General features: G+C 72.4%; 22 protein-coding genes and 1 tRNA gene. 9 read left to right on the top strand and 14 right to left on the bottom strand.

The window, feature by feature from the left end:
- Positions 1–305: 305 nt before the first annotated feature.
- A complete protein-coding gene (locus tag ACXYMW_RS05625; protein WP_459034318.1) occupies positions 306–2,810 on the top strand; it encodes a GcvT family protein in 2,505 nt (834 codons plus the stop codon).
- 227 nt (positions 2,811–3,037) lie between these two features.
- Positions 3,038–3,379, top strand: a complete 342-nt coding sequence (locus ACXYMW_RS05620; RefSeq protein ID WP_459034317.1) for a DMT family transporter — start codon at positions 3,038–3,040, stop codon at positions 3,377–3,379.
- Positions 3,380–3,428: 49 nt separating this feature from the next.
- On the opposite strand, the gene ACXYMW_RS05615 is transcribed toward ACXYMW_RS05620, so the two are convergent.
- The 4 genes from ACXYMW_RS05615 to ACXYMW_RS05600 form a co-directional block, all read right to left on the bottom strand.
- Positions 3,429–3,599, bottom strand: a complete 171-nt coding sequence (locus tag ACXYMW_RS05615; RefSeq protein ID WP_459034316.1) for a hypothetical protein — start codon at positions 3,597–3,599, stop codon at positions 3,429–3,431.
- Positions 3,596–4,726 carry a YeeE/YedE thiosulfate transporter family protein gene (locus ACXYMW_RS05610; RefSeq protein ID WP_459034315.1) on the bottom strand — a complete coding sequence of 377 codons (1,131 nt, stop codon included), beginning with the start codon at positions 4,724–4,726 and terminating at the stop codon, positions 3,596–3,598. Before ACXYMW_RS05610 ends, ACXYMW_RS05615 begins: the two co-directional genes overlap by 4 nt.
- Positions 4,727–4,757: 31 nt before the next feature.
- Positions 4,758–5,702, bottom strand: coding sequence for a sulfurtransferase (locus tag ACXYMW_RS05605; RefSeq protein ID WP_459034314.1), 945 nt, complete (start codon positions 5,700–5,702; stop codon positions 4,758–4,760).
- 214 nt (positions 5,703–5,916) lie between these two features.
- Entirely contained in the window at positions 5,917–8,358 is a 2,442-nt protein-coding gene (locus tag ACXYMW_RS05600; RefSeq protein ID WP_459034313.1) for a mechanosensitive ion channel domain-containing protein, read from the bottom strand.
- Between the two features lie 162 nt (positions 8,359–8,520).
- Here ACXYMW_RS05600 and ACXYMW_RS05595 point away from each other — a divergent pair, with 162 nt between their 5' ends.
- The 3 genes from ACXYMW_RS05595 to ACXYMW_RS05585 all read left to right on the top strand — a co-directional run bounded on the left by ACXYMW_RS05595 (position 8,521) and on the right by ACXYMW_RS05585 (position 11,871).
- Positions 8,521–9,753, top strand: a complete 1,233-nt coding sequence (locus ACXYMW_RS05595; protein WP_459034312.1) for a putative DNA modification/repair radical SAM protein — start codon at positions 8,521–8,523, stop codon at positions 9,751–9,753.
- A gap of 31 nt (positions 9,754–9,784) precedes the next feature.
- Positions 9,785–11,239: a UdgX family uracil-DNA binding protein gene (locus ACXYMW_RS05590; protein WP_459034311.1), complete on the top strand. Its 1,455-nt coding sequence runs from the start codon at positions 9,785–9,787 to the stop codon at positions 11,237–11,239.
- A gap of 146 nt (positions 11,240–11,385) precedes the next feature.
- A complete protein-coding gene (locus ACXYMW_RS05585; RefSeq protein WP_459034310.1) occupies positions 11,386–11,871 on the top strand; it encodes a GNAT family N-acetyltransferase in 486 nt (161 codons plus the stop codon).
- A 48-nt stretch (positions 11,872–11,919) separates the two neighbouring features.
- Here the strand turns inward: ACXYMW_RS05585 and ACXYMW_RS05580 are convergent.
- The 5 genes from ACXYMW_RS05580 to ACXYMW_RS05560 form a co-directional block, all read right to left on the bottom strand.
- A tRNA-Arg gene (locus ACXYMW_RS05580) sits at positions 11,920–11,996 on the bottom strand.
- Positions 11,997–12,089: 93 nt separating this feature from the next.
- On the bottom strand, positions 12,090–12,401 hold the full coding sequence (locus ACXYMW_RS05575) for an ETC complex I subunit (protein ID WP_459034309.1): 312 nt from the start codon (positions 12,399–12,401) through the stop codon (positions 12,090–12,092).
- Between the two features lie 77 nt (positions 12,402–12,478).
- Positions 12,479–13,507 carry a YcjF family protein gene (locus ACXYMW_RS05570; protein WP_459034308.1) on the bottom strand — a complete coding sequence of 343 codons (1,029 nt, stop codon included), beginning with the start codon at positions 13,505–13,507 and terminating at the stop codon, positions 12,479–12,481.
- A gap of 10 nt (positions 13,508–13,517) precedes the next feature.
- On the bottom strand, positions 13,518–13,976 hold the full coding sequence (locus ACXYMW_RS05565) for a GNAT family N-acetyltransferase (RefSeq protein ID WP_459034307.1): 459 nt from the start codon (positions 13,974–13,976) through the stop codon (positions 13,518–13,520).
- Positions 13,973–15,391: a YcjX family GTP-binding protein gene (locus ACXYMW_RS05560; RefSeq protein WP_459034306.1), complete on the bottom strand. Its 1,419-nt coding sequence runs from the start codon at positions 15,389–15,391 to the stop codon at positions 13,973–13,975. Before ACXYMW_RS05560 ends, ACXYMW_RS05565 begins: the two co-directional genes overlap by 4 nt.
- A 178-nt stretch (positions 15,392–15,569) precedes the next feature.
- On the opposite strand from ACXYMW_RS05560, the gene truA reads away from it, so the two are divergent.
- From truA to ACXYMW_RS05545, 3 genes are read left to right on the top strand one after another with little or no spacing between them, the layout of a single operon-like run.
- Entirely contained in the window at positions 15,570–16,340 is a 771-nt protein-coding gene (gene truA, locus ACXYMW_RS05555) for a tRNA pseudouridine(38-40) synthase TruA (RefSeq protein ID WP_459034305.1), read from the top strand.
- Positions 16,341–16,370: 30 nt separating this feature from the next.
- Positions 16,371–17,036 carry an SDR family NAD(P)-dependent oxidoreductase gene (locus tag ACXYMW_RS05550; RefSeq protein ID WP_459034304.1) on the top strand — a complete coding sequence of 222 codons (666 nt, stop codon included), beginning with the start codon at positions 16,371–16,373 and terminating at the stop codon, positions 17,034–17,036.
- The gene (locus ACXYMW_RS05545) at positions 17,030–18,559 is read left to right on the top strand and encodes a cryptochrome/photolyase family protein (RefSeq protein WP_459034437.1); all 1,530 of its coding nucleotides are present in this window, start codon (positions 17,030–17,032) and stop codon (positions 18,557–18,559) included. Before ACXYMW_RS05550 ends, ACXYMW_RS05545 begins: the two co-directional genes overlap by 7 nt.
- Positions 18,560–18,797: 238 nt before the next feature.
- Here the strand turns inward: ACXYMW_RS05545 and ACXYMW_RS05540 are convergent, their stop codons facing one another.
- The 4 genes from ACXYMW_RS05540 to ACXYMW_RS05525 all read right to left on the bottom strand — a co-directional run bounded on the left by ACXYMW_RS05540 (position 18,798) and on the right by ACXYMW_RS05525 (position 21,531).
- A complete protein-coding gene (locus ACXYMW_RS05540) occupies positions 18,798–19,010 on the bottom strand; it encodes a hypervirulence associated TUDOR domain-containing protein (RefSeq protein WP_459034303.1) in 213 nt (70 codons plus the stop codon).
- Between the two features lie 106 nt (positions 19,011–19,116).
- A complete protein-coding gene (locus ACXYMW_RS05535) occupies positions 19,117–19,374 on the bottom strand; it encodes a hypothetical protein (RefSeq protein ID WP_459034302.1) in 258 nt (85 codons plus the stop codon).
- Between the two features lie 133 nt (positions 19,375–19,507).
- Positions 19,508–20,860 carry a sensor histidine kinase gene (locus tag ACXYMW_RS05530; RefSeq protein ID WP_459034301.1) on the bottom strand — a complete coding sequence of 451 codons (1,353 nt, stop codon included), beginning with the start codon at positions 20,858–20,860 and terminating at the stop codon, positions 19,508–19,510.
- Positions 20,857–21,531 carry a response regulator transcription factor gene (locus ACXYMW_RS05525; RefSeq protein WP_459034300.1) on the bottom strand — a complete coding sequence of 225 codons (675 nt, stop codon included), beginning with the start codon at positions 21,529–21,531 and terminating at the stop codon, positions 20,857–20,859. The genes ACXYMW_RS05530 and ACXYMW_RS05525 overlap by 4 nt, the downstream gene beginning before the upstream one ends.
- Positions 21,532–21,772: 241 nt before the next feature.
- On the opposite strand from ACXYMW_RS05525, the gene ACXYMW_RS05520 reads away from it, so the two are divergent.
- The gene (locus ACXYMW_RS05520) at positions 21,773–22,942 is read left to right on the top strand and encodes a S1C family serine protease (RefSeq protein WP_459034299.1); all 1,170 of its coding nucleotides are present in this window, start codon (positions 21,773–21,775) and stop codon (positions 22,940–22,942) included.
- 114 nt (positions 22,943–23,056) lie between these two features.
- On the opposite strand, the gene ACXYMW_RS05515 is transcribed toward ACXYMW_RS05520, so the two are convergent.
- Positions 23,057–23,332, bottom strand: a complete 276-nt coding sequence (locus ACXYMW_RS05515; RefSeq protein WP_459034298.1) for an I78 family peptidase inhibitor — start codon at positions 23,330–23,332, stop codon at positions 23,057–23,059.
- Positions 23,333–23,411: the final 79 nt, after the last annotated feature.

Below are 23,411 nucleotides of genomic sequence, written 5' to 3'. Positions count from 1 at the left end.
GTTCCCTCGCATGGATTTGGCCCGCGACTCCGTAAGAGGCGGGCCGGGGGCACTTATAGGCGTCGGGGGCCGGGGGCGAAAGGCCCCATCCGGTCCCGAATCAGCATGATCTTGCCGGAACGGGCGCCGCCGGATCGCGGCCGGGCGCGGCGGCGGCGGCGGCGGCGCGGCGCGCCCGGGCGCGGATTTCGTCCCCCCGCGAGGGCGCCATGTCGCATTCCCGCGATGGAAAGTCGGGCCGGTTCCGCCGTCCCGCGCCACAGACGCTATCCACGCAGGAAACCCAGCAGCGAGTTGCCGAAGCCATGCAAACACACGTCAAAGCCCTCGTCGTCGGCGGCGGTGCCGTCGGAACCTCCATCGCCTATCATCTGGCGCGGGCCGGCTGGTCCGACGTGATGCTGCTCGAACGCGACGAGCTCACCGCCGGCTCGACCTGGCACGCGGCCGGCCTGCTGCCCTATTTCAACATGTCCTACGCCGCGACCCACATCCACGACTACTCGATCAAGTTCTACAAGACGCTGGAGGCGGAGACCGGGCTCGATGCCGGCTTCTTCGTGGTCGGCAACCTGCGCATGGCGCAGTCCGAGGCGCGGATGGACGAATTCCGCCTCTACGCCGCCACCGCCGAGACCGTGGACGTGCCCTTCGAATGGCTGACGCCCTCGGAGATCAGGGCGCGCTGGCCGCTGATCCACACCGACGATCTGAAGGGCGCGCTGTTCCACCCGACCGACGGCTACATCAACCCGGCCGACGTCACCATGGCGATGGCCAAGGGCGCGCGCCAGCGCGGCGTCACCATCGAGCGGCGCTGGCAGGTCGACGGCTACGCCTGGGCCGGCGACCACTGGCAGGTGACGGTCACAAGGATGGTCGAGAAGGGCGGCAACCTCGTGCCCTCCGACGAGACCACGGTGATCCATGCCGAACACGTGGTCACCGCCACCGGCAACCACGCCCAGCGCACCGCGAAGCTCTTGGGCATCAAGACCCCGGCGATCCCGGTCGAGCATCAATACATCGTCACCGAGCCCGACCCGGCGCTGGTCGAGTGGCGCAAGACCAACCCGCAGCACCCGGTGATCCGCGACGCCGACGCCAAGTGGTACGTGCGCGAGGAGCGCGGCGGCTGGATCCTCGGCCCCTACGAGCGCAACGCCCCGGCGCGGTTCGAGCATGGCGTGCCCGACAGCTTCCGCGCCGATCTCTTCCCGCTCGATCTCGAGCGCATCGAAGAGGAATACATGGCGATGATCCACCGCCTGCCCTCGTCCGAGACGGTCGGTCTGAAAGACGATTTCAACGGCCCGATCTGCTACACGCCCGACGGCAACCCGCTGATCGGCCCGGCGCCGGGCTTGCGGAACATGTGGCTGGCCGAGGGCTTCTCCTTCGGCATCACCGCCGCCGGCGGGGCCGGGCATTACCTGGCCCAGATGATGGTCGAGGGCGAGGCCGAGATCGACATGGCCTCGATGGACCCGAAGCGCTTCGGCCAGGACTGGATGACCACCGAATACGCCGCCCGCAAGAACGAGGAGGCCTACGAACACGTCTACATCCTGCATCACCCCGACGAGGAGCGCCCGGCCTGCCGGCCGCTGCGCACCGGGCCCTGCTACGACCGGCAGAAGGCGCTGGGCGCGCAGTTCGGCTGCGTCAACGGCTGGGAGCGGCCGAACTATTACGGCCCCGCGGGCGCGCCCGAGAGCTTCGACCACGATGCCCGCTCCTTCCGCCGCGGCGCCTGGTGGGAGCATGCCCGCGCCGAGGCCGAGGCGGTGCGCCACGGCGTCGGCCTGATCGACGCCACCGCCTTTGCCAAGCACCGCGTCTCGGGGCCGGGCGCCACCGAGTTCCTGCTCTGGCTCACCGCCAACAAGCTGCCCAAGGTCGGCCGGGTGTCGCTGACCTACGCGCTGACCTCCCAGGGCACGGTGCGCACCGAATACACCGTCGCGCGGCTCGCCGAGGACGAGTATTACCTGGTCTCCGCCGGCGCCTGGGCAGCCTATGACGGCGACCACCTGCGCAAGGCTGCCGAGGACAAGGCGCCCGAATTCGGCGCCATCATCGTGCAGGACGTGACCACGCAATGGGGCGTCTTCGCCATTGCCGGCCCGAAGAGCCGCGCCGTGCTCAACGCCCTGGTGCGCGATGCCGCGCCCGAAACGGTGCTGTCGAACAAGCGCTTTCCCTGGCTGGCCTGCCGCGACATCGAGCTCGGCATGGTGCCGGTGCGCGCCATCCGCGTGGCCTATACCGGCGAGCTCGGCTGGGAGCTGCACCACCCGATCGAGATGTCGGCGCATCTCTGGGACCGGCTGATGGCGGCCGGCGCCCCGCACGGGCTGAAGCCGGTGGGCACGCGGGCGCAGAACTGGCTCCGGCAGGAGAAGTCCTACCGCGCCTTCGGCCACGAGCTCGGCCGCGACGCGACGCTGCTCGAGGCCGGGCTGGACCGCTTCGTCGACTGCACCCGGCCCTATCACGGCAAGCCCGAGATGCTGGCCCGGGACGTGCGCTCGAAATGCGTGACCGTCCTGATCGACGGACCCAGCGACGCCGATCCCTGGGGCCGCGAGGCGCTCTACGACGAGACCGGCGCCCGCGTCGGCCGGCTGACCTCGGGCGGTTGGTCGGTGGCCTTCGGCAAGTCCATCGGCATGGGCTATGTGCGCCCCGGCCTTGCCCGGCCGGGCACCCGCCTCAAGGTGCGGATCATGGACGCGCTCTGGGATGCCGAGGTCACCGAGGACAGCCCCTACGACCCGCAGAACGCCAGCATCCGCGCCGACGGCTGACCCGCCCCGAACAGCTTCTTCTGAGCGCAAATATCCCGGGGGGAATGCGGGCCGGAGGCCCGCAGGGGGGCAGCGCCCCCGACCCCGCCCGCGGCGCGCCCCCGGCGCGGCGCGGGCCAGACCCAGGCGCGCTCTCCAGGGGAGCGCGCGCCGCCGGATCAGACCCCCTCGACCCCGGCGCCGCGCCCGGCTAGGCCGGGGCGAGACAATCCGAAGCGGAGGCCGCGATGCCGGGATTTGCCACCTATGCGATGCTCGCCGCCGCCATTGTCGCCGAGGTGGTGGCGACCTCGGCGCTGGCGCGCAGCGAGAACTTCACCCGGCTGTGGCCCAGCGCGATCACCGTGCTCGGCTACGGCCTGGCCTTCTATTTCCTGTCCTACCCGATCCGGGTGCTGCCGACCGGGCTGATCTACGCCATCTGGTCGGGGCTCGGCATCGTGCTGATCACCCTGGTGGCCTGGCTCTGGTTCGGCGAACGCCTCGATGCCCCGGCGATCGCCGGGCTCGGGCTGATCCTCGCCGGGGTGCTGGTGATCAACCTGTTCTCGGGCAGTCTGCAGCATTGAGGCCGGCGCGGGCGGACCGGCCTCGAACGCGGCGTCGCGCCTGTCCGGATCAGTCGGGCAGCGCGGCGCAATGGGCGCCGCCGGCGGCCTGGCCCGACCCCCAGGCCAGGGCCGGGGGCTGGCCGTAGATGTCGGGCGTGCCGGTGGCGGCGAGATCGGCGGCGACCAGAGCGACGATTCCAGCCAGCGCGAGAAGGGCGATGGGACGGCGGGTGGTCATGCGCGCGCCTCCAATCCCAGCCAGGGCCGGAGCTTGATGCCCTGATGCGCGCCGGCCCAGGCGGCGGCGAACCACGCCCAGCCGTGCAGCGACCCGGTCGAGATGCCCGAGAAGAAGGCGCCGACATTGCAGCCGAAGGCCAGCCGCGAGGAATAGCCCAGCAGGAAGCCCGCGATCACCGTCGCGATCCAGGCCCGCGCCGGCAGCTTCGGCAGGCCCTGCGCCAGTCCGGCGCGCCAGGCCGCGACCAGGAAGGCGCCGCCGATCAGGCCGAGATTGGTCAGCGAGGTGACGTCGGTCAGCAGCGTGTCCGAGACCCGTTCGAGATTGGCCTCGGTGCCCCAGAAGCTCGACCCCGACAGGTCGACGCCGAGCGCCGCGGCGCCCTTAGCGGCCCAGAGGCCGAGCCCGTAGACCACGCCCCAGGGCTGGCCCGCCACCACGAGGTTGCCGATGGCGAAGAGCCCGAGGAACAGCGCCGCGAGCCAGAGCCGGCGCGGGATGCGCCGGTGCTCGGGCGCCGCGCGGACCCACAGCAGCGCCGCCACCGCGGCCAGCCCGCCCAGGGTGACCAGGAGGCCGGTCGTGCCCTCGAAGGCGATGATCGGCGCCGCGCCGAGCCCGGTCCACCACAGCAGGTGGTCGGCGCCGAAGAAGCTGCCGATGGCGAAGAAGGGCAGGGCCAGGAGCCCCACCGGGTTGCCGGAGCCGGCATTGACCAGGGTGCCCGAGCCGCAGCCCATGACGATCTGCATGCAGGCGCCGAAGACGAAGGCGCCGCCGATCATCGCGAAGCCCACCGGCGCGTGCGCGCCGAGGATCTCGCCCGGGTTGCCGGCGATCAGCGGGAAGGCGGCGAGCGCCACGATGGCGATCGCCAGAAGCTGCGCCAGCGTGCCGGCCGGGTCGCGCCGCACGATCATCGCCCGCCACGGCCCGGCGAAGCCGAAGCGCAACCCCTCGAGGGTAATGCCGAGGCCGAGCCCCACGGCCAGGAGCAGGCCGTAGCGCACCCCGACCAGAGCCGCGACTGCGAAGCAGGCCAGCAGGGCGCCGCCGATCAGCGCCGCGCGCCCGATCCCGGAGGGGCGCGCCGCGGCGCCCGCGAGGCTGTCGCTACTCGTCATCGAAGTCTCCTTGCCTGCCGCGGTGCCGGGATCAGAAGATGTTGCGGATCTGCAGCCACAGCGTCTTCAGCGGGCCCGGGACGTTGGCCATGTCGTAGCCTGCATTGGACCAGCCGACCATCGATTCCGGGTAGAGCTTGACGTTGTCGATGCCCGCCAGTTCGGACAGCGCGAACCAGTTGGTCGCCGCCCAGTGGCCGGTGTTGCAGAACGAGATCAGGGTCTCGGCGCCCTCGAAGCCGTTCTCGGCGGCGAGGCTGCGGGCGGCTTCGGCGTCGATGATCGCCGGGCCGTCGCCGAACCAGTTGGAATGGGTGAAGTACTGCGATTGCGGCAGCGTGCCGGGACGTGCGGCGGCGGGATGCGCCTCGTTGCCGTTCCAGAAGCTTTCCGGGCGCGCGTCGATCAGCAGCGTGTCCCCGGCGCCGGCCTCGATGGCGGCCTGCACGTCCTCGGCGCTGGCGGTCCAGGTGTCGTCCCAGCTCACCTCGATCTCGCTGCGGAGCGCGGAGGCCTCGGTCTTGGACAGGCCGAGCCCGGCCTCGGTCCAGGCGGTCAGGCCGCCATTGAGGATCGTCAGCTCCTCGAAGCCCGAGGATTTCAGCGTCCAGTAGACCCGGGCCGCGGCGCCGAAATCGGTGACGCTGTCACCCTGGTAGGTGATCACCACCGGGCGGTCGGTCTCGAGCCCGAGCTGCTGGAAGGTGCGGGTCAGCTCCTCGGCCGGGACCATCTGGCCGGGATTGTCGTCGGGGCCGCGGAAGAACGAGTAGGGCGCATTCAGCGCGCCCTCGACATGGCCCTCGGCGTAGGTGTCGGCGGCACGGATGTCGAGCACGTCGACGTCACCGCCGAGCAGGTCGGACAGCTCCTGCGGCGTCACCAGCGGCCCGGGCAGGTCCTGCGCGGCGGCGGCGGAGACGAGCCCCAGCGACAGGGCGGCGGCGAGGCTGAGGGTGGTGCGGGTGGGTTGCATGGGAACCTCCAACATATGCGTTCGGCCGGATCTGGCACTTCCGCGCCGTTCTGCCAACCGGAGCCCGGGATGGCGGGTGGTGCGGGGGGCGGGGGCGCGTTTTCCGGGGCAGGGCCGCATCATACACCCGTTTCGCCTCGCGTGCGGATCGCAAAACGGTGTCCGCCCGAAGCGCCGATGCCGCGGGCGGACGTTCTTTTTTGGCCGGTTCCGCTCAGCGGTCGACGCCGGGCTCGACATCGGGCGGTGCATCCTCGGTCGGCGCGGCCGCCCGGTCGCGCGTCGCGTCGGGGCTGTCCGCCTCGATCTCGGGGGTGTCGCGGTCGACCTCGCGCAGCCGCAGGGCTTGGGTCCGGCCCGCCTTGTCCTCGCCGAAATACAGGGTCTGATGCGGGAACGGGATCTCGATGCCGCGCTCGTCGAAGATGCGCTTGATGATGCCGTTATAGGCCCGGCCGACGCCCCACTGGCTGCCCGGCTTGGTCTTGATCCGGGCCCTGAGCACCACCGCGCTGTCGCCGAAGGAGTTGAGGCCGAACCATTCCAGCTCGCCGATGATCTCGGCGCCGCTCTCGGTGGACTTGAGCTCCTCGAAGGCGTCCAGCATGGCCTGCTTCGCCTCGTTCACGTCCTCGCGATAGGCGATGCCCATGTCGCAAACGAAATAGGCGAAATCGCGCATGTAGTTCGACACCATGTCGAGCGAGGAGAACGGAATGATGTGGTAGGTGCCGTCCAGCGCGCGCAGCGCGACCGAGCGGATGGTGAGCTTCTCCACCGTGCCGGTGGTGCCGCCGACGGTCACGACGTCGCCCACGTTCATGGCGTTCTCGAGCTGGATGAAGACCCCGGTGATGATGTCCTGGACGAGCTTCTGGGCGCCGAAACCGATGGCCAGGCCCAGCACCCCGGCGGAGGCCAGGAGCGGGCCGATATCGATGCCGATCTCGGAGAGCGCGAACATCACCGTGAGCAGCAGCAGCGCGATGGTCGCGGCGTTGCGCAGGAGCGACAGCAGGGTCTCCTCGCGCGAGGTCGGCGCCTTGCCGTAATCGGGGTTCAGGCGGTAGTCGATCCAGGAATTCATCGCCAGCCAGATCGCCGCGGCGACCAGCAGGATGAAGGCCACCGAGACCAGCGCGCCCGAGGCGTTGAGGCCGCGATCGGTGGACAGCCAGCCGCTGACATCGGCCAGGCCCAGCACGTCGAGCGCGTAGAGCACCACCACCACGGTGACGAGGATGCGCAGCGCGATGAGGATTTTCGGCACCAGCTTGTTGAGCCGGCGCTCGAGCAGCGGCAGCCGCTTCTTCAGCTCGTCCGGCAGGGCGATGCCGCGGCGCGCGGCGCGCCCGAAGGCGCCGACGATCAGCGAGCCGAGCAGCGCCGCCAGCAGCACCTTCCCGAGGGCGGTGAGATAGGCGAAGACGACATCGGCGGGCCGCGTCATCACCACCACGAACATGTAGGCCAGGAAGGCCAGCATGAACCAGTGCCAGAGCCGGATCAGCGAGCCCATCACGCCGTTCACGCGCATCCGGTCGGGGACCGGGCCGGAGGTCGCGATCTCGGTCTCGTCGACGAAGTGGCCCGAGGCGATGCGGCGCGCCAGCCAGTCCGCCACCGGCTTGTGGAAGCGCAGCACGGCGCCGACCAGGAACAGCAGCACCAGCACCGCCAGCAGCGCCGAGACGCCGAGCCCCGCGGCGGTGGAGACCGAGCGGTTGACAATCGGCACGACCAGCAGCTGGCCGTAGCCCAGCACCGACACGACGACGTTGCAGACCCGGTAGAGCGACCGCGCGCCGCTGTCGGAGACGTTGATCAGGCGCAGCCGCCCGGCGGCGGGGGCAAGGATGATGCGGATCACCACCTTGGTCATCTCGACCAGCAGGAAGGCGTTGAGATAGAGCGCCTGGCGGAAGCCAATGGCACCGTAATCGCCCACGGCGAGCAGCGTGATGGCATAGCCCAGGGCCCAGGCCGCGAAGACGATCAGCGCGTCCAGGAGCGCCCCGCCGACGAAGATCAGGAGCGAGCGCACGGCGCTGGCATGGACCGCGCGTTCGCCCATCCGCCGGAACAGCGGGATGGCGGCGAAGCGCAGGCCGAGGAACACCGCCACGGTGATCGCGATGACCAGCAGCAGCTTGCCGAAGGCGTCGATGATGACCGGCAGCGCGTCGCCGCTGAGCCCGCCCCAGAGCGAGCCCGAGCCGCGGAAGCTGTCGAGGAACGCGTCGATCTGTTCCACCGCGCTTTCGCCGATGCGCTGGGTGAACTCGGCGATGCGCCCGCCCAGCGACGGCGCGGCGAGCGCCGCCGGCGCCTCCTCCCCCTCGAGCAGCGCCGGACCCTCGCCGGAGCCGTCCTCCGCCGCGCCGGCCGCGTCCGCGCCGGCCTCCTCGGAGGTCACCTTCTCGAGCTGTTCGACGAGCTTCTGGCGCGCGCCCTCGTTTTTCAGCACCTCGAGAAAGCTCTGCAGCGCCAGCCCTTCGAGCGCCGCACCGGTCTCCGATGCGGTGTCGGCGGCGCCCCCGGCGGCCTCCGGGGCGGGCTGCGCCGCCGCCGGAAGAAGGCCCGACAGGAGCAGGGCACAGACGAGCGTCAGGACGTGGATCAGGGCCCGAGGGGCGAGGGCGGCTGGGCTGGTCATCGGGCCTCTCAGTGACTTGCGGCGTCTTTCGGTTCGCGCGGAACCTAGCCTTACGGGCCCTTGCTGCAACCGGAAAGCCGGGCGGCGGAGCTCCGCCGCCCCTCGGAGTGACGTAGGGGCAGGCCGGCTTGAGCGGAACAGAAAGCAAACGTATATTGGCGCATGGCCAAGCGAACCCTTTCCGAAAAGCTCGCGCTGCTCTCGGATGCGGCGAAATACGATGCCTCCTGCGCGTCCTCGGGCGGGCAGAAGCGGGATTCCCGGGATGGCGGCGGGCTCGGCTCGTCGGGCGGGTCGGGGATCTGCCACGCCTACGCGCCGGACGGGCGCTGCATCTCGCTTCTGAAGATCCTGATGACCAATTTCTGCATCTTCGACTGCGCCTATTGCATCAACCGCGCCTCCAGCCGGGTCGAACGCGCGCGCTTCTCGGTCGAGGAGGTGGTCCGACTGACCATCGAGTTCTACCGGCGCAACTACATCGAGGGGCTGTTCCTGTCCTCGGGCATCATCCGCTCGCCCGACGACACCATGGCCGACATGGTGCGCATCGCCCGCACCCTGCGCGAGCAGGAGAATTTCCGCGGCTACATCCACCTCAAGACGATTCCCTCGGCGGCGCCGGAGCTGATCGACGAGGCCGGGCGCTGGGCCGACCGGCTGTCGATCAACATCGAGATGCCGACCGAGAAGGCGCTGTCGGATTTCGCTCCGGAGAAATCCGCGCAGGGCATCCGCAAGGCGATGGGCGAGGTGCGGCTGCGCCGCGAGGCCTCGCGCGAGGGGCCGAGCTTCCGCGGCCGGCGGCCGGCGAAATTCGCCCCCGCCGGGCAATCGACGCAGGTGATCGTCGGCGCCGATGCCGCGGACGACCGCACCATTCTCGGGCAAAGCGCCAACCTCTATGCCAGCTACGGGCTCAGCCGGGTCTATTACTCCGCCTTCTCGCCGATCCCCGACCCGGCCAAGGCGCTGCCGCTGAAGCCGCCGCCGCTGATGCGCGAGCACCGGCTCTACCAGGCCGACTGGCTGCTGCGCTTCTACGGCTTCGAGGCGACCGAGATCGGCGGACGCTCCGGCATGCTCGATCTCGACGTCGATCCCAAGACCGCCTGGGCGCTGGAGCACCGCGAGCGCTTCCCGGTGGACGTCAACCGCGCCAGCCGCGAGGATCTGCTGCGGGTGCCGGGCTTCGGCACCAAGACGGTCAGCCGCATCCTCGCCGCGCGGCGCCGCGGTCTGGTGCGTTACGAGCACCTGAAGGCGATGGGCGCGGTGATGAAGAACGCCCAGCCCTTCATCACCGCCGCCGGCTGGAGCCCGCGCGGCATGCTCGACGCGGCGCATCTGCGGGCGCGCTTCGCGCCGCCGCCGGAACAGCTGTCGCTGCTGTGACCGGGTGCGGCGTGGCAGCGGCGACGCGGCGATGACGCGGCAGGTGGTCCTGCCGGCGATCGGCACCGTGGCGGCGTGGCGCGACGCCGCCCGCCGGCTGGCCGGCGAGGGCGTGGCGCCGGAGGATGTGCTCTGGTCGGTGGGCGATGCCGCGCCGGACCTCTTCGCCGGGACGGGCGCGGAGGGCCCGGGCACCGCCGAGCCGGTGCGCCTGACGCTCCCGCGCGCCGCGCTCGACCAGATCGAGGCGGCGCTCTGCCATTCCGACCCCGAACGCTTCGCCCGCGGCTACCGGCTGGTGCTGCGGCTGGCGCGGCGCGAGGTGGCCTGGGGTGACCGTTCCGACCGCGATGTCGGCACGGTGCTGCGCCACGCCAAGGAGGTCGCCCGCGACATCCACAAGATGCACGCCTTCGTGCGCTTCCGCGAAATGCCGGGCACGGGCACGCGGCGGGCCTTCGCCGCCTGGTTCGAACCCAGCCACCACGTCGTCGAGCGCGGCACGCCGTTCTTCGCCCGACGCTTCGGCGACATGGACTGGGTCATCGCCACGCCGGACGTGACCGCGCGGTTCGAGGCCGGCAAGCTGGGCTTCGAGCCGACCCCGCCGGGCGTCCGGCCGCCGCCCGACGACGCCACCGAGGATCTGTGGCGCACCTATTACGCCTCGATCTTCAACCCCGCGCGCCTGATGGTGAAGGCGATGCAGGCGGAGATGCCCAAGAAATACTGGAAGAACCTGCCCGAGGCCGACCTGATCCCGGGGCTGATCCGCGATGCCGAGACGCGGGTGCGCCGGATGGCCGAGACCGCCCCCGCGGCTTTGCCGGTGCCGCGGGCGGAGCGGCTGCGCGACAGCACCCGCGCGCTGCTGGCGGAGGCGGAACCGCAGGACGCGCTGGGCCGGATCGCCCGCGACCTGCAGACCTGCACGCGCTGCGCGCTCTGCGGGCCGGCGACCCAGGCGGTGCCGGGCGAGGGCCCGGCCGGGGCGCCGCTGATGATCGTCGGCGAACAGCCCGGCGACCAGGAGGACCTGGCCGGGCGGCCCTTCGTGGGCCCGGCCGGGCAGCTCTTCGACGCCGAGGCGGCGGGCGCCGGGCTCGACCGCTCGGCGGCCTTCGTCACCAATGCCGTCAAGCACTTCAAGTTCGCGCCGCGCGGCAAGCGCCGCATCCACCAGCGCCCTGATGCCGGCGAGGTCGAGGCCTGCCGCTGGTGGCTCGACCTCGAACGGCAGCTGGTGCGGCCGCGGCTGATCCTCGCCATGGGGGCGACCGCGCTCGAATCGCTGACCGGGCGAGGCGACGGGATCACCCGGCGCCGCGGCCGCATGGAGCGCGCTGGCGACGGCACGCCGATCCTGCCGACCTTCCACCCCTCCTACCTGCTGCGCCTGCCCGACCCGGCGGCGCGCGAGACCGCCACGGCGGCGTTCCGCGCCGACCTGGCCGGGGCGGCGGCGCTGGTCGCCGCGCCGGGCTGAGGGACGGCGGCGGGCGGTCCGGGCTATGGATGCGGTACGGCGGGCCGCGCCCCTTGTTTCGCGGGGGCGAATCGTGGCAGCGGCGCGCCCCGTGCCGTCCGACCCGAGACCGCCGCCCGCCGGGCGGCCCCAGCGAAAGTTACGCCATGGCCGACCTGTCCCTCCGCCGCAACCGTCCCTTCGACCTCGCCCCGCTGGCCGCGATGCTCACCGATCCCGAGGACCTGGCGCGGGTCAATCCCAACGCCAAGCATCCCTTCGATGCCGCCGAATGGGCCGAGAAATGGCTGAACGAGGCCGACGACGCGTCGTTCTACCTGGTCGACGAGAACGGCCGCGAGGTCGGCTTCTTCGCGCTCCGCATCGGTGTCGGCCCCGAGGTCCGGCACCTGACCTATGTCTTCGTGACCGAGGCGGCGCGCGGCGGCGCCGGGGCGCAGATGGCGGCCCTGGTGGAGCACGCGGCGCGCGAGCTCGGCGCGCTCACCGTGACGCTGAAGGTCGAGGACGACAACGCCCCGGCGCTCAACGCCTACCGCTCGGCGGGCTACGAGGAGCTGTCGCGCCGCGGCGGCATGGCGACCATGCGGCTCGACCTCGACCCGCCGGCGCCGGATCACCCGGCGGCCTGACGAGCCGCATACGCGCGTGGGCACAGGGCGGGGAGACACGGGGAAAAATGGCGGTCCCTGAAGGACTCGAACCCTCAACCTGCCGATTAGAAGTCGGCTGCTCTATCCAGTTGAGCTAAGGGACCGCTGCCGCCGTTCCTAGCGCCTTCGGGGCGCGCCGCCAAGCCGCTCCGGAAGCGGCCGCGGTGGGCAGGTGGCGGGCCGGCGCCGGGCCGGGATCAGTGCGTCCAGGCGCCCCGGCGTTCGTAGGCGAAGTTTTCGGCATAGCCGCGCGGCCGCAGGTTGGGGCGGCGCTGCTTGGGCTCGAAGACCTGCGCCTCGATGCCGTGCTCGCGGGCATATTCCACCGCTTCCTCGCGGGTCTCGAAGCGCAGGCGCACCTGCGCCTGGGTGTCGTCCGAGGAGGTCCAGCCCATCAGCGGATCGACGCTGCGCGGGCTTTGCGGCACGAATTCCAGGATCCAGTGCCGGGTGCGGGCCTGGCCCGAGGACATCGCCGTCTTGGCGGGCTGGTAGATTCGTGCGCGCATCGACACCTCCGGACTGGTCGCGGCAACTTATCGGCAAATCGCGCCGCGGATTCAAGCGGCACCGGCGCGCAGCGGGCTCAGCGCCGGCCGCGCTCGCGGTCGAAGAGCCCGCCCAGGCTGGCGCCGACGATGCCGCGCACCGAGGGGCGCGTCTCGGGGCGGAACGGGATCGGCCGGCAGACCTCCATCGCCGCCACCCCGACGCGGGCGGTGAGGGCGCCGTTGACCACGCCCTCGCCGAAGCGCCGCGAGACCCGCGCCAGCAGCCCGCCGCCCAGCACCGGCTCGAGCATGTCGTCGCCCACCGCCACGGCGCCGGTGGCCACCAGATGGGCGAAGACCGCGCGGGTCAGCCGCCAGGCCCCCAGCGTGCCGGAGCGGCCGCCATAGATCTCGGCGATGCGCCGGATCATCCGCAGGTTGGCCGCGAAGGCCGCCGCGACATCGGCCAGCGCCAGCGGCACCAGCGCGGTCACCGCGGCGACCTGCCGCGCCGCCGCCATCACCTCGGCCCGCGCCGCGGCGTCGAGCGGCGCCAGCACCTCGGCCTCGGCCAGCGCCAGGAGCGCCTCGGCATCGAACACCTCGTCGCGCCGTTCGGCCAGGCGCTCGCGCCCCCAGGCGGTGTCGGCGCGCCCGGCATAGAGCGCCGCGATGCGGTCGGTCAGGGCGCGGGCGCGGGTGAGGTCACGCTCGGCCCGCACCGCCTGCGCCTCGCGGTGCAGCGCGTCGATGCGCGCCAGCCGGGCGATCGCCGCCGCCTCCTTGACCGCGATGGCGAGCGCCACCGCCACAAAGAGCCCGAACAGCGCCGCCACCGCCCAGCCGAGCACCGGCGTAGAGGCCACCAGTCCGGTGACGAAGGACCAGGCCGCGACCGACAGAACCGTGCCGAGGATCGCCGCGAGGAGACCCCAGAACCAGCGCCCGAGCCGCGATCCGGGCCGCGCGGCGAGCGCCGCGGCGGTGGTCATCGCGGCGCCGCGCGGCGCCGCCTCGCGGTCGATGACGCCGGGCTCGGGGACCGGCGGCGCGGCGTCCGGGCCGGGGGCGGCGGCCTCGGTCTCGTCGAGCTCGAACAGCACGGGTGTGCGCGGGCGGGTCATGGCAATCCTCTCATCCGGCGGCGCGGCGCCAGCGGAACTGCACGTCGGCCAGCCCCTCGTCGGTGCCGCGGCCGTCGCCGCGGGCGATCTCGGCGAAGCCTTCGCGTTCGTAGAAGCGCCGCGCCCGGCGGTTGCGCGCGAAGGTCCAGAGCCTGAGCTCCGGCGCCTCGGCCTTGGCGGCGGCGACCAGCTGGCGGCCGATGCCGCGGCCCTGCGCCTCGGCGGCAACGATCAGCGCGTGCACGTAGCCGCCCTCGCGGGCGAGAAAGCCGAGGATGCGGCCGCGCCGATCCTCGGCCACCGAGACCCAGCCGAAATCGATCATCCGCCCGGCCTCGGCGATGTCCTCGGCGCCGCTGCGCAGACGCGGCTTCCAGCCCGGCCCGGCCACCGCCTCGGTGAGCAGCGCGCCGAGCCGCCCGGCATCGGTGGGCCGCGCCGGGCGCAGGGCGATCGCGGCGGCACTCACAGCCGGTCCCCGAACAGGAACTGCGCCGCGCGGTCGAGCCGGATATGCGGCGGGCCCTCGCCGGGGCGCAGCGCCAGCGGCGCCGGGGCGAAGCGCATCAGACCGTATTCGGCCTCCAGCCATTCCGCCGCGCCGTCCCGCGCCGGGGCGAGGAGCCGGGCCGGGTCCTCGGGCAGCTCGCCGGGATAGAAGGCCGCCGAGCGCCCGGTCTCGAGCAGCCGGCCGCGCACGCAGTCGAGCCGTGCGCCCTGATGCTCGCGGGTTTCCTCGACCGTGGCGCGCAAGGCCGCCAGGGCCATCGCCTCGACCTCGGCGCCGGCAAAGCGCGCCCGGTCCGAGGCGTCGCGGGTCAGCGCCTGCATGATCGCCGCGAGGCGGGGATGCTGGGTGTGGTGCAGGTGGTCGGCCTTGGTCGCGGCGAACAGGATGCGCTCGACCCGGCGGCCGCGCAGCAGCTGGCTCAGGAAGGCGTTGCGGCCGGGCCGGAAGGCGGCGAGGATCTCGGCCATCACGCGGCGCAGATCCTCCACCGCCTGCGGCCCGTCATGGATCGCGCCCAGCGCGTCGACCAGCACCACCTGGCGGTCGATCCGGGCGAAATGCTCGCGGAAGAAGGGTTTCACCACGCGCGCCTTGTAGGCCTCGAAGCGGCGCTCGAACTCGCGCCAGAGCGCGCCGCGCGGCGCCGTTTCCTCGGGCGTCGGCAACGGCGCGAAGGTCAGCACCGGGGATCCCGCCAGATCGCCGGGCAGCAGGAAGCGGCCCGGCGTGCAATCCGACCAGCCGGCGGCGCGGGCGGCGCTCAGATAGGCGGTGAAGCCGCGCGCCAGGGCCTGGGCGCGCGGCTCGTCGAGCGGCGCCGCGACCGGCTCGGCGCGCAGCTCGGCCAGCGCCGCGCGGGCCTCGGGCCGGCGCTCCATGCGCAGCAGGGTCTGCTGCGACCATTCGGCATAGCTCTTGTCGAGCAGCGCCAGGTCGAGCAGCCATTCGCCGGGATAATCGACGATGTCGAGATGCACGGTGCGCGCCGATTGCAGCCCGCCCAGGAGCCCGGTCGGGCGGACCTTGAGCGACAGGCGCAGCTCGCTCACCGCGCGGGTGCTCTCGGGCCAGCACGGCTCCGCCGCGGTCAGCGCGGCAAGGTGGTTCTCGTAGTCGAAGCGCGGCAGGGTGTCGTCGGGCTGCGGCTGCAGGTAGGCGGCGAGGATGCGGTTCTCGCTCGCCGCGGCGAGCTGCGGCATCCGCCCGCGATCGAGCAGGTTGGCCACCAGCGAGGTGATGAAGACCGTCTTGCCCGACCGCGCGAGCCCGGTGACGCCGAGGCGGATCACCGGTTCGAACAGCGTCTCCGACACCGTGCCGGCCAGGCTGTCCACGCCGCGGCTGAGGCGGTCCGCGATGTCGCCGATGATCAAGTCGCTGCTCCGTGATCCTGTCCCTCGGGCCTAGATAGGCGCGATGGCGGCGGCCTGCCAGTCGCCGCGCCGGCACAGGCCGCGGGAGAGGCGCCCGCCCCGGCCGGCCGGGGTCCCGGAGGCCGCGGGCACGGCCCGGCCTTGCCGCGCCGCGCGGCTTTGGCTAAGCGGCGGCGCCATGGCACGCTACGCTCTGATGGTGGAATACGACGGCGGCCCGTTCTCGGGCTGGCAGCGCCAGGCCGACCGGGCCTCGGTGCAGGGCGCCATCGAGGCGGCGCTGGCGCGGCTCGAGCCCGGCCCGCACACCATCGCGGCGGCCGGCCGCACCGATGCCGGGGTGCATGCCCGGGGCCAGGTGGCGCAGTGCGACCTCGTCAAAGACTGGGCGCCGGAGCGGCTGCGCGAGGCGCTGAACCACCACCTGAAGCCTGCCCCGGTGGCGATCGTCGCCGCGGCGCGGGTGGCCGGGGACTGGCACGCGCGCTTCTCGGCCACCGAACGTCGCTACCTGTTCCGCATCCTCAACCGCCGGCCGCGGGCGACGCTGGAGGCGGGGCAGGTCTGGCAGGTGCAGCGCCGCCTCGACCTTGCCGCGATGCAGGACGGTGCGGCGCGGCTGGTCGGCCATCACGACTTCACCACCTTCCGCTCCACCATGTGCCAGGCGGCGAGCCCGGTGAAGACGCTCGACGCCTTCGAGGTGGCCGAGGTCGAGACCGCGGCGGGGCGCGAGATCCAGTGCACGCTCCGCGCCCGCTCCTTCCTGCACAACCAGGTGCGCAGCTTCGTCGGCACGTTGGAGCGGGTGGGCGCCGGGGCCTGGCGGCCCGAGGACGTGACGCGCGCGCTGGCGGCCCGCGACCGCGCCGCCTGCGGCCCGGTGGCGCCGCCGCAGGGGCTCTACCTGACCGGAGTCGGCTATCCCGAGGATCCCTTCGCGGCTTGAACGCCGCCGGGCCGCCGCTATCTGGCGGCGATGCAACGGGCTTTGGTCATCGGCGCCTCGGGCGGCATCGGCGCGGCGCTGGCCGCCGAACTGGCCCGGCGCGGGGCCGAGGTGAGCGCGCTGTCGCGCCGCGCGGACGGGCTCGACATCACCGACGAGGACAGCATCGCCCGGGCGCTGGGCCGGCTGGAGCCGCCCTTCGCGCGCATCCTGATCGCCACCGGGGCGCTGGCGCCGCCGGGCGGGACGCCGGAAAAGGCCCTGCGCGAGCTCGATCCCGGGGCGCTGGCGCGGCTCTTCGCGGTCAATGCCACCGGCCCGGCGCTGGTGCTGAAACACGCGGTCCGGCTGCTGCCGCGGCGCGAACCGGCGCTGATCGCCGCGCTCTCCGCCCGGGTCGGCTCGATCGGCGACAACCGGCTGGGCGGCTGGTACGCCTACCGCGCCTCCAAGGCGGCGCTCAACCAGCTGGTGCGCAGCGCCGCCGTCGAGCTGGCGCGCTCGCACCGGCAGCTGGCCTGCGTGGCGCTGCATCCCGGCACCGTGGCGACGGCCTTCACCGAGGCCTATGCCGACCGCCACCCGCGGGTCCCGGCGGAGCAGGCGGCGGCGCGCCTCCTCGACGTTGCCGACCGGCTCGGCCCGGCCGAGAGCGGCGGCTTTTTCGATTATGCGGGACGGGAGATCGCCTGGTGACGCGGCTGGTCCTGGTGCTGGGCGACCAGCTTTCCGAAACCCTCTCGGCGCTGGCCGAGGCCGATCCCGACCGCGATGTCGTGGTGATGGCCGAGGTCGCCGAGGAGGCGACCTATGTGGAGCATCACCCGAAGAAGATCGCGCTGATCTTCGCCGCCATGCGCAAGTTCGCCGCCCGGCTGGAACAAGCCGGCTGGCGGGTCCGCTACAGCCGGCTCGACGATGCCGACAACGCGGGCTCGATCCCCGGCGAATTGCTGCGCCGCGCCGAGGAGACCGGCGCCAGCGCGGTGCTGGCCACCGAGCCCGGGGAATGGCGGCTGATCGCGGCGCTCGAGGATCTGCCGCTCGACGTGCGGCAATTGCCCGACACGAGGTTCTTTGCCAGCCATGCCCGCTTCGCGCGCTGGGCCGAGGGCCGCAAGGCCCTGCGCATGGAGTATTTCTACCGCGAGATGCGGCGCGAGACCGGCTACCTGATGGAAGAGGACGGGCCGGCGGGCGGCAAGTGGAACTTCGACCACGACAACCGCCGGCCGCCGCCCGAGGGCATCAACGCCAGCGGCCCGATGCGCTTCACCCCGGACGACATTGTGGCCGAGGTGCTGGACCTCGTCGAGGCGCGGTTCGGCGGCTCCTTCGGCGCGCTGCGCCCGTTCCACCTGGCCACCGACCAGGGCCAGGCGCGGCGCGCGCTGGCGCATTTCGCGGCCCGCGACCTGCCGTGGTTCGGCGATTACCAGGACGCCATGCTGCGCGGCGAGCCGTATCTCTACCATGCCGGGATCTCGGCCTATCTCAATATCGGCCTGCTCGACCCGCGCGAGGTCTGCGACGCCGTGGAGGCCGCCTGGCGCGACGGGTCGGTGCCGATCAACGCCGCCGAGGGCTTCATCCGACAGGTGCTCGGCTGGCGCGAATTTATGCGCGGGGTCTATTTCCTCGAAGGTCCGGACTACGCCGCGCGCAACCGCCTGAACCACGACCGCGCCCTGCCGGGGCTCTACTGGGGGGCCAAGACCGGCATGCGCTGCCTGTCCGAGAGCGTCGCCCAGGTGCGCGACCACGCCTATGGCCACCACATCCAGCGGCTCATGGTGACGGGCAATTTCGCGCTGATCGCCGGCATCGACCCGGCCGAGGTCGAGGATTGGTACATGCGGGTCTATTACGACGCCTTCGAATGGGTGACGGCGCCCAACACCGTGGGCATGAGCCAGTTCGCCGATGGCGGCGTGGTGGGCTCCAAGCCCTACATCTCGTCCGGCAATTACATCAACCGGATGTCGGATTACTGCGGCGCCTGCGCCTATTCGGTGAAGGCCAAGACCGGCGAAAATGCCTGTCCCTTCAACCTGCTCTACTGGCATTTCCTCGACCGCCACCGGGAGCGCTTCGAGAACAATCCGCGCATGGCGCAGATGTATCGCAGCTGGGACCGGATGGAGGCGGACCGGCGCGAGACGGTGCTGCGCGACGCGGAGACCTTCCTCAAACGCCTCGACGCCGGCGAGCAGGTGTGAGCCGGGCTTTGGGGGCGGGCACCATGCGCTGAGCCAAACGCGGCCTGTCTGGGCGCCGGCGACGAGGGTTCGACTTGCTACGTTCACGCCCGCGGAGGGGGCTCTGAAGAGCCGGCCGCCGGTGGCGCGCAGGATGTGGCGGTGCGCGGCATGACAAAGAGTGAGCCCGGCGCAGCCCGCGAACACGGGCGGCAGGCTGGCCTTTCAACGGGCGATACGGTCGACCGGAGGGAGGAGATCAGGCCTTGCGCAATTCGGTGACGGATTTCAGCACCCGGTCGCCGTCCTCCTGCTCGATCAGGAAGGCGGGCTCGTCCTCGCTGGCCTTGCGGGTGACCTCGTTGCCCTTGATGCTGCGGGTCACCTTCTGGGTGAACCGCTCGGTGATCTTGCCGCGGGCGGTGCCGTTGCCCCACTCCCATTCCACGCGGTCGCCGACCTTGTAGCTCATGCCGTCTCTCCTGCTTTCGCGGCCAACCCGCGGGGCGGACGGGGGTTCCCCCGCAGCAGGGACCGGGCCGGGCGGAAGACGCCGCCGCGGCCCGGCCGGGCCGGGCTCAGCCGGAGACGCCGACCTTGCTCAGGCGCAGCCAGCCGTTGTCGGCGTTCGAGACGAAATCGATGGTCACCCGGGCGCCGGGGGTCAGGCCCTCGGGGGCGGTCTTCAGGGTCTCGAGCGACCACACGGTGCGGTCGGTGAGGACCAGCGATTTGCGGGCGGCGTCGTAGTGATGCACCGTGCCCGACACGCTGTCGGCAAGGGCCGGCGCGGCGGCGGCGGAAGCGAGAAGGGCGGCGGCGATGAGCTTGCGCATGGATGGGAACCTTTGAACCCGGGGTTGAACGCAAGGCGGAAATCGGGCGGCGCCCGCACGCTTGCAAGAGGCGTCCGAAAATAATTCCCGGGAGCCATCGCGGGGCAGTCCGGGGCGCCGGTCGCCGCCCCGGTCAGGGCGCCGGAAAGGCCACCGTGACGCGCAGGCCGGGCGCGTTGTCGTCGAGCCCGAGCCGCGCCGCATGGGCCTGCGCGATGGCCGCCACCAGCGCCAGGCCGAGCCCGTTTCCGGGCGTCGAGCGGGCGCTTTCCAGCCGGTAGAGACGGCGCAGCACCCGCGGGCGCTCGGCCTCGGGAATGCCCGGCCCTCGGTCGGCCACCCCGAGCTCCGGCCCTTCGGCGCCGGCCCGGGCGGCGAGGTCCACCCGCGGCGCCGGGCCGGCATGGCGCAGCGCGTTCTCGATCAGGTTGGCCAGAAGCTGGCCCAAGAGGTCGCGGTCGCCGCGCACCCAGAGCGGCGCCTCGGGCACTGAAAGATCGAGCGCGCCGCCCGCCTCCTCGGCGGCGGGCGCGTAGAGCTCGGCGATCTCGGCCGCCAGCGCCGCGAGGTCCAGCCGGTCGAAGCGCGCGGCGGGGCTGCCGCCCTCGATCTGGGCGATCTCCAGCAGCGCCCGGAACACCTTGGTGGCGCGCTCGGCCTCGGCCTCGGCGCGGGCGGCGATCTCCTGTTCCGGGGCGGCCTCGGGCAGGGTGGCGCGCAGGTCGGCGAGCAGCACCGCGATGCGCTGCAGCGGCGTGCGCAGGTCGTGGGCGATGTCGGCCGAGACCTGGCGCAGCGCCTCGGTGGCGGCCTGCTGGCGCTCGGCCATCTGGTTCACCCGGAGGCCGATCCGGGCGAGGTCGTCCTCGGCGCGGTCGTCGCCGCCGTAGCGCGCCGCCAGATCGCCCGCGGCGAGCCGGCCGAGCGTCGCCTCGATCCGCGCCACCCGGCGCGCCGAGCGCCGCGCGATCAGCGTGCCGAGCCCCAGCGACAGCAGCGCCGTGGGCAGCAGCGACAGCGCCAGAAGGGTGAGGAAGGTGCGGCGCAGATCGGCCAGCGGCGCCAGGCTCTCGGCCACGATCAGCGTGCCCGAAGACAGCCGGCGCAGCTCCTGCGCGTAGCCCGCCTGGCCGAGCGGGCGGTCGGGGCGCAGCGCCTCGAGATGCACGGCGCCGTCGCGGATCACCGCGTCGGCATTGCCGGCGCGGCGGCCATCATCGCCGAGAAACAGGTAGATCGTGTCGCGCGGATCGGCGGCGCGGGCGCGGGCCCGCACCAGGGTGGCCAGCGCGGCGGGCGTCGCGGTGATGTCGAGGCTCGCCATCTCGGCGGCCAGATCGGCGCGGATCTGCGCCTCCGCGGCGCTGCGCAGCTGCAGCCAGGCGCCGCCCAGGGTCACCAGGTTGACCACCGTGAACAGCGTCACCAGCAGGAGCGCCAGGCGCAGCGGCGTGGAGCGGACCAGGCGGGCCGGGCGCGGCTTCATTCGGCGATCTTGTAGCCCGCCCCGCGCACGGTGACGATCAGGTCGCGCTCGAACGGCTTGTCGACCTTGGCGCGCAGGCGCGAGACATGGGTTTCGACGACGTTGGTCTGCGGGTCGAAATGGATGTTCCAGACCGCTTCCAGCAGCATCGTCCGGGTCTGCACCCGGCCCTTGCGGCGCAGCAAATGTTCGAGCAGGGCGAATTCGCGCGGCAGAAGGTCGATCTTCTGCCCGCCCCGGGTCACCGTGCGGCGCACCAGGTCCATCTCCAGATCGCCGGCGCGCAGCACCGTGCCGGCCTCGTCGGCCAGCGGCAGGCGGCGGCCCAGCGCGGCGATGCGGGCCGAGAGCTCGCCGAAGGCGAAGGGCTTCGTGAGGTAGTCGTCGCCGCCGGCGCGCAGCCCGTCGATGCGGTCGTCGATGCCGCCCATGGCGGTCAGGAAGATCGCCGGCGTCGCCACCTTGGCGGCGCGCAGCGCCCGCACCAGGCTCAGCCCGTCGAGATCGGGCAGCATGCGGTCGACCACCAGCACGTCGTAGGGCTGTGCCAGGGCCCGGGCCAGCGCGTCCTTGCCCGAGGGCAGGCAATCGACGGTGTGGCCCTCCTGGCCGAGGCCGCGGGCGATGAAATCGGCGGTGGTGCTGTCATCCTCGACGACGAGGAGTTTCATGGCGGGGCTCCGGTCCGGGTTCCGCTGCAATGAGGGGGCGCGGGGCGGCGATTTCAACCCACGCCGCAATCCGTCCCGCCCTGGCTCGCGCCGCGGCGAGCCGGCGTGAGAAAGCTTGCAGGACTGTAATCTTCGGGGGGCTGGCGCTGCAATCTTGGGGCGCGATCTTGGTCCCAGAGCCGCCGGCCCGGCGGCCCTGCGCGATGCAGACCCGAAGACACAGACCAGGAGACATTCCGCAATGACCGTTTTCGCACGTCGTTCCCGCCACGCCGCCTCCGCCCTCGCCATCGCCGCGCTGCTGGGCACCGGCGCGGTGTCGGTGGGGCAGGGCGTGACGCCCGCCGAGGCCGCCCCCGGCGCTGCCGTCGACTATGTCGACCTGGTGGCCGAGCTCAGCCCCGCCGTGGTGACCATCGAGGTCGCCAAGAGCCGCAGCAATGCCGGCATGGACGCGCCCCAGGGCCAGTTCCCGTGGGAGGAGTTCATGCGCCGCTTCGGCATGCCGGAAGGCCAGATGCCGCCGGGCATGATGCCGGGCCGGCCGGGTCAGCCGCACGGCCCCGAGGGCGCGCCCGAGATGCGCGGCGCCGGCACCGGCTTCCTGATCTCCGAGGACGGCCAGATCGTCACCAACGCGCATGTCGTCTCGGGCGCCGACGAGGTCACCGTGACGCTCGAGGACGGCCGCGAATTCACCGCCGAGGTGAAGGGGCTCGACGAGGCCACCGATCTTGCCGTGCTGGAGATCGACGCCGAAGGCCTGCCCTTCGTGGAATTCGGCGCCTCGGGCGATCTCAAGGTCGGCCAGAACGTCATCGCCATCGGCAACCCGTTCGGCCTCGGTAACACCGTCACCACCGGCATCGTCTCGGCGCTGGGCCGCAACATCAATGCCGGGCCCTTCGACGACTTCATCCAGACCGACGCGGCGATCAACCGCGGCAATTCCGGCGGCCCGCTGTTCAACGAGATGGGCGAGGTCGTGGGCGTGAACACCGCCATCATCTCGCCCACCGGCGGCTCCGTCGGCATCGGCTTCTCGGTGCCCTCGGACCTCGCCGCCGAGATCGTCGCCGACCTGTCGGGCGACGGCGCGGTGGAGCGCGGCTGGCTCGGCGTGCAGATCAAGCCGGTCTCCGAGGAGGTGGCGCAGGCGCTGGGCTTCGACGGCGACAAGGGCGTGATGATCGAGCGCGTCACCGCCGACACCCCGGCCGCCGAGGCCGGGCTCGAGGCCGGCGACATCGTGCTGTCGGTCGACGGCGAGGAAATGACCGGCCCGCGCGACCTCAGCCGCGCCGTGGCGCTGAAGCGTCCGGGCGCCGAGGTCGAGCTGGAATTCCTGCGCGGCGGCAAGGCGCAGAGCGCCACGGTGACGCTGGGCGACCGCTCCGACATGCCGGCCTGACCGGGCGCCGCCGCCGCGCGTCCCGCGCGGCGGCACCGACATTGCCCGACCCTGTCTGTCCCTGGCCCGCCGGCGCAACCGGCGGGCCTTTTTCCGTCCTGCGCGGCCGGCGGCTCAGCCGCAGCGCAGGCGCAGGATGTACCCGCCGCGGTCGGTCTCGATGTTGAGCCGGTCGGGGCGGAAATCCATCGTCGCCATGCTGTCGGGGCCGAGGATGCGGATCGGCGCGTCGGCGGGCAGGGTGACCGCGGCGATGTTCTTGCCGATCAGGCTGCGATAGCCGGCGGCGCCGCAGGTATCCTCGGCCCCGGTGGGGACCTGCGCCGTGGCGCAGCCGGCGAGCAGCAACACCAGACCGGCGGGCGCGACGTGGCGGAGCGGGAACGGCATCGGATCGTCCTTTCCTGGAATGCGGGGGTCTGCCGCGACGATAGCCACGCCGGAGGCCGCTGCAAGGCCCGCGCGGGCC

The sequence above is a fragment of the Roseivivax sp. CAU 1761 genome (assembly GCF_054482755.1).
The sequence above is the reverse complement of the archived record's forward strand: the minus strand, read 5'-3'. Positions and strand labels throughout refer to the sequence as shown.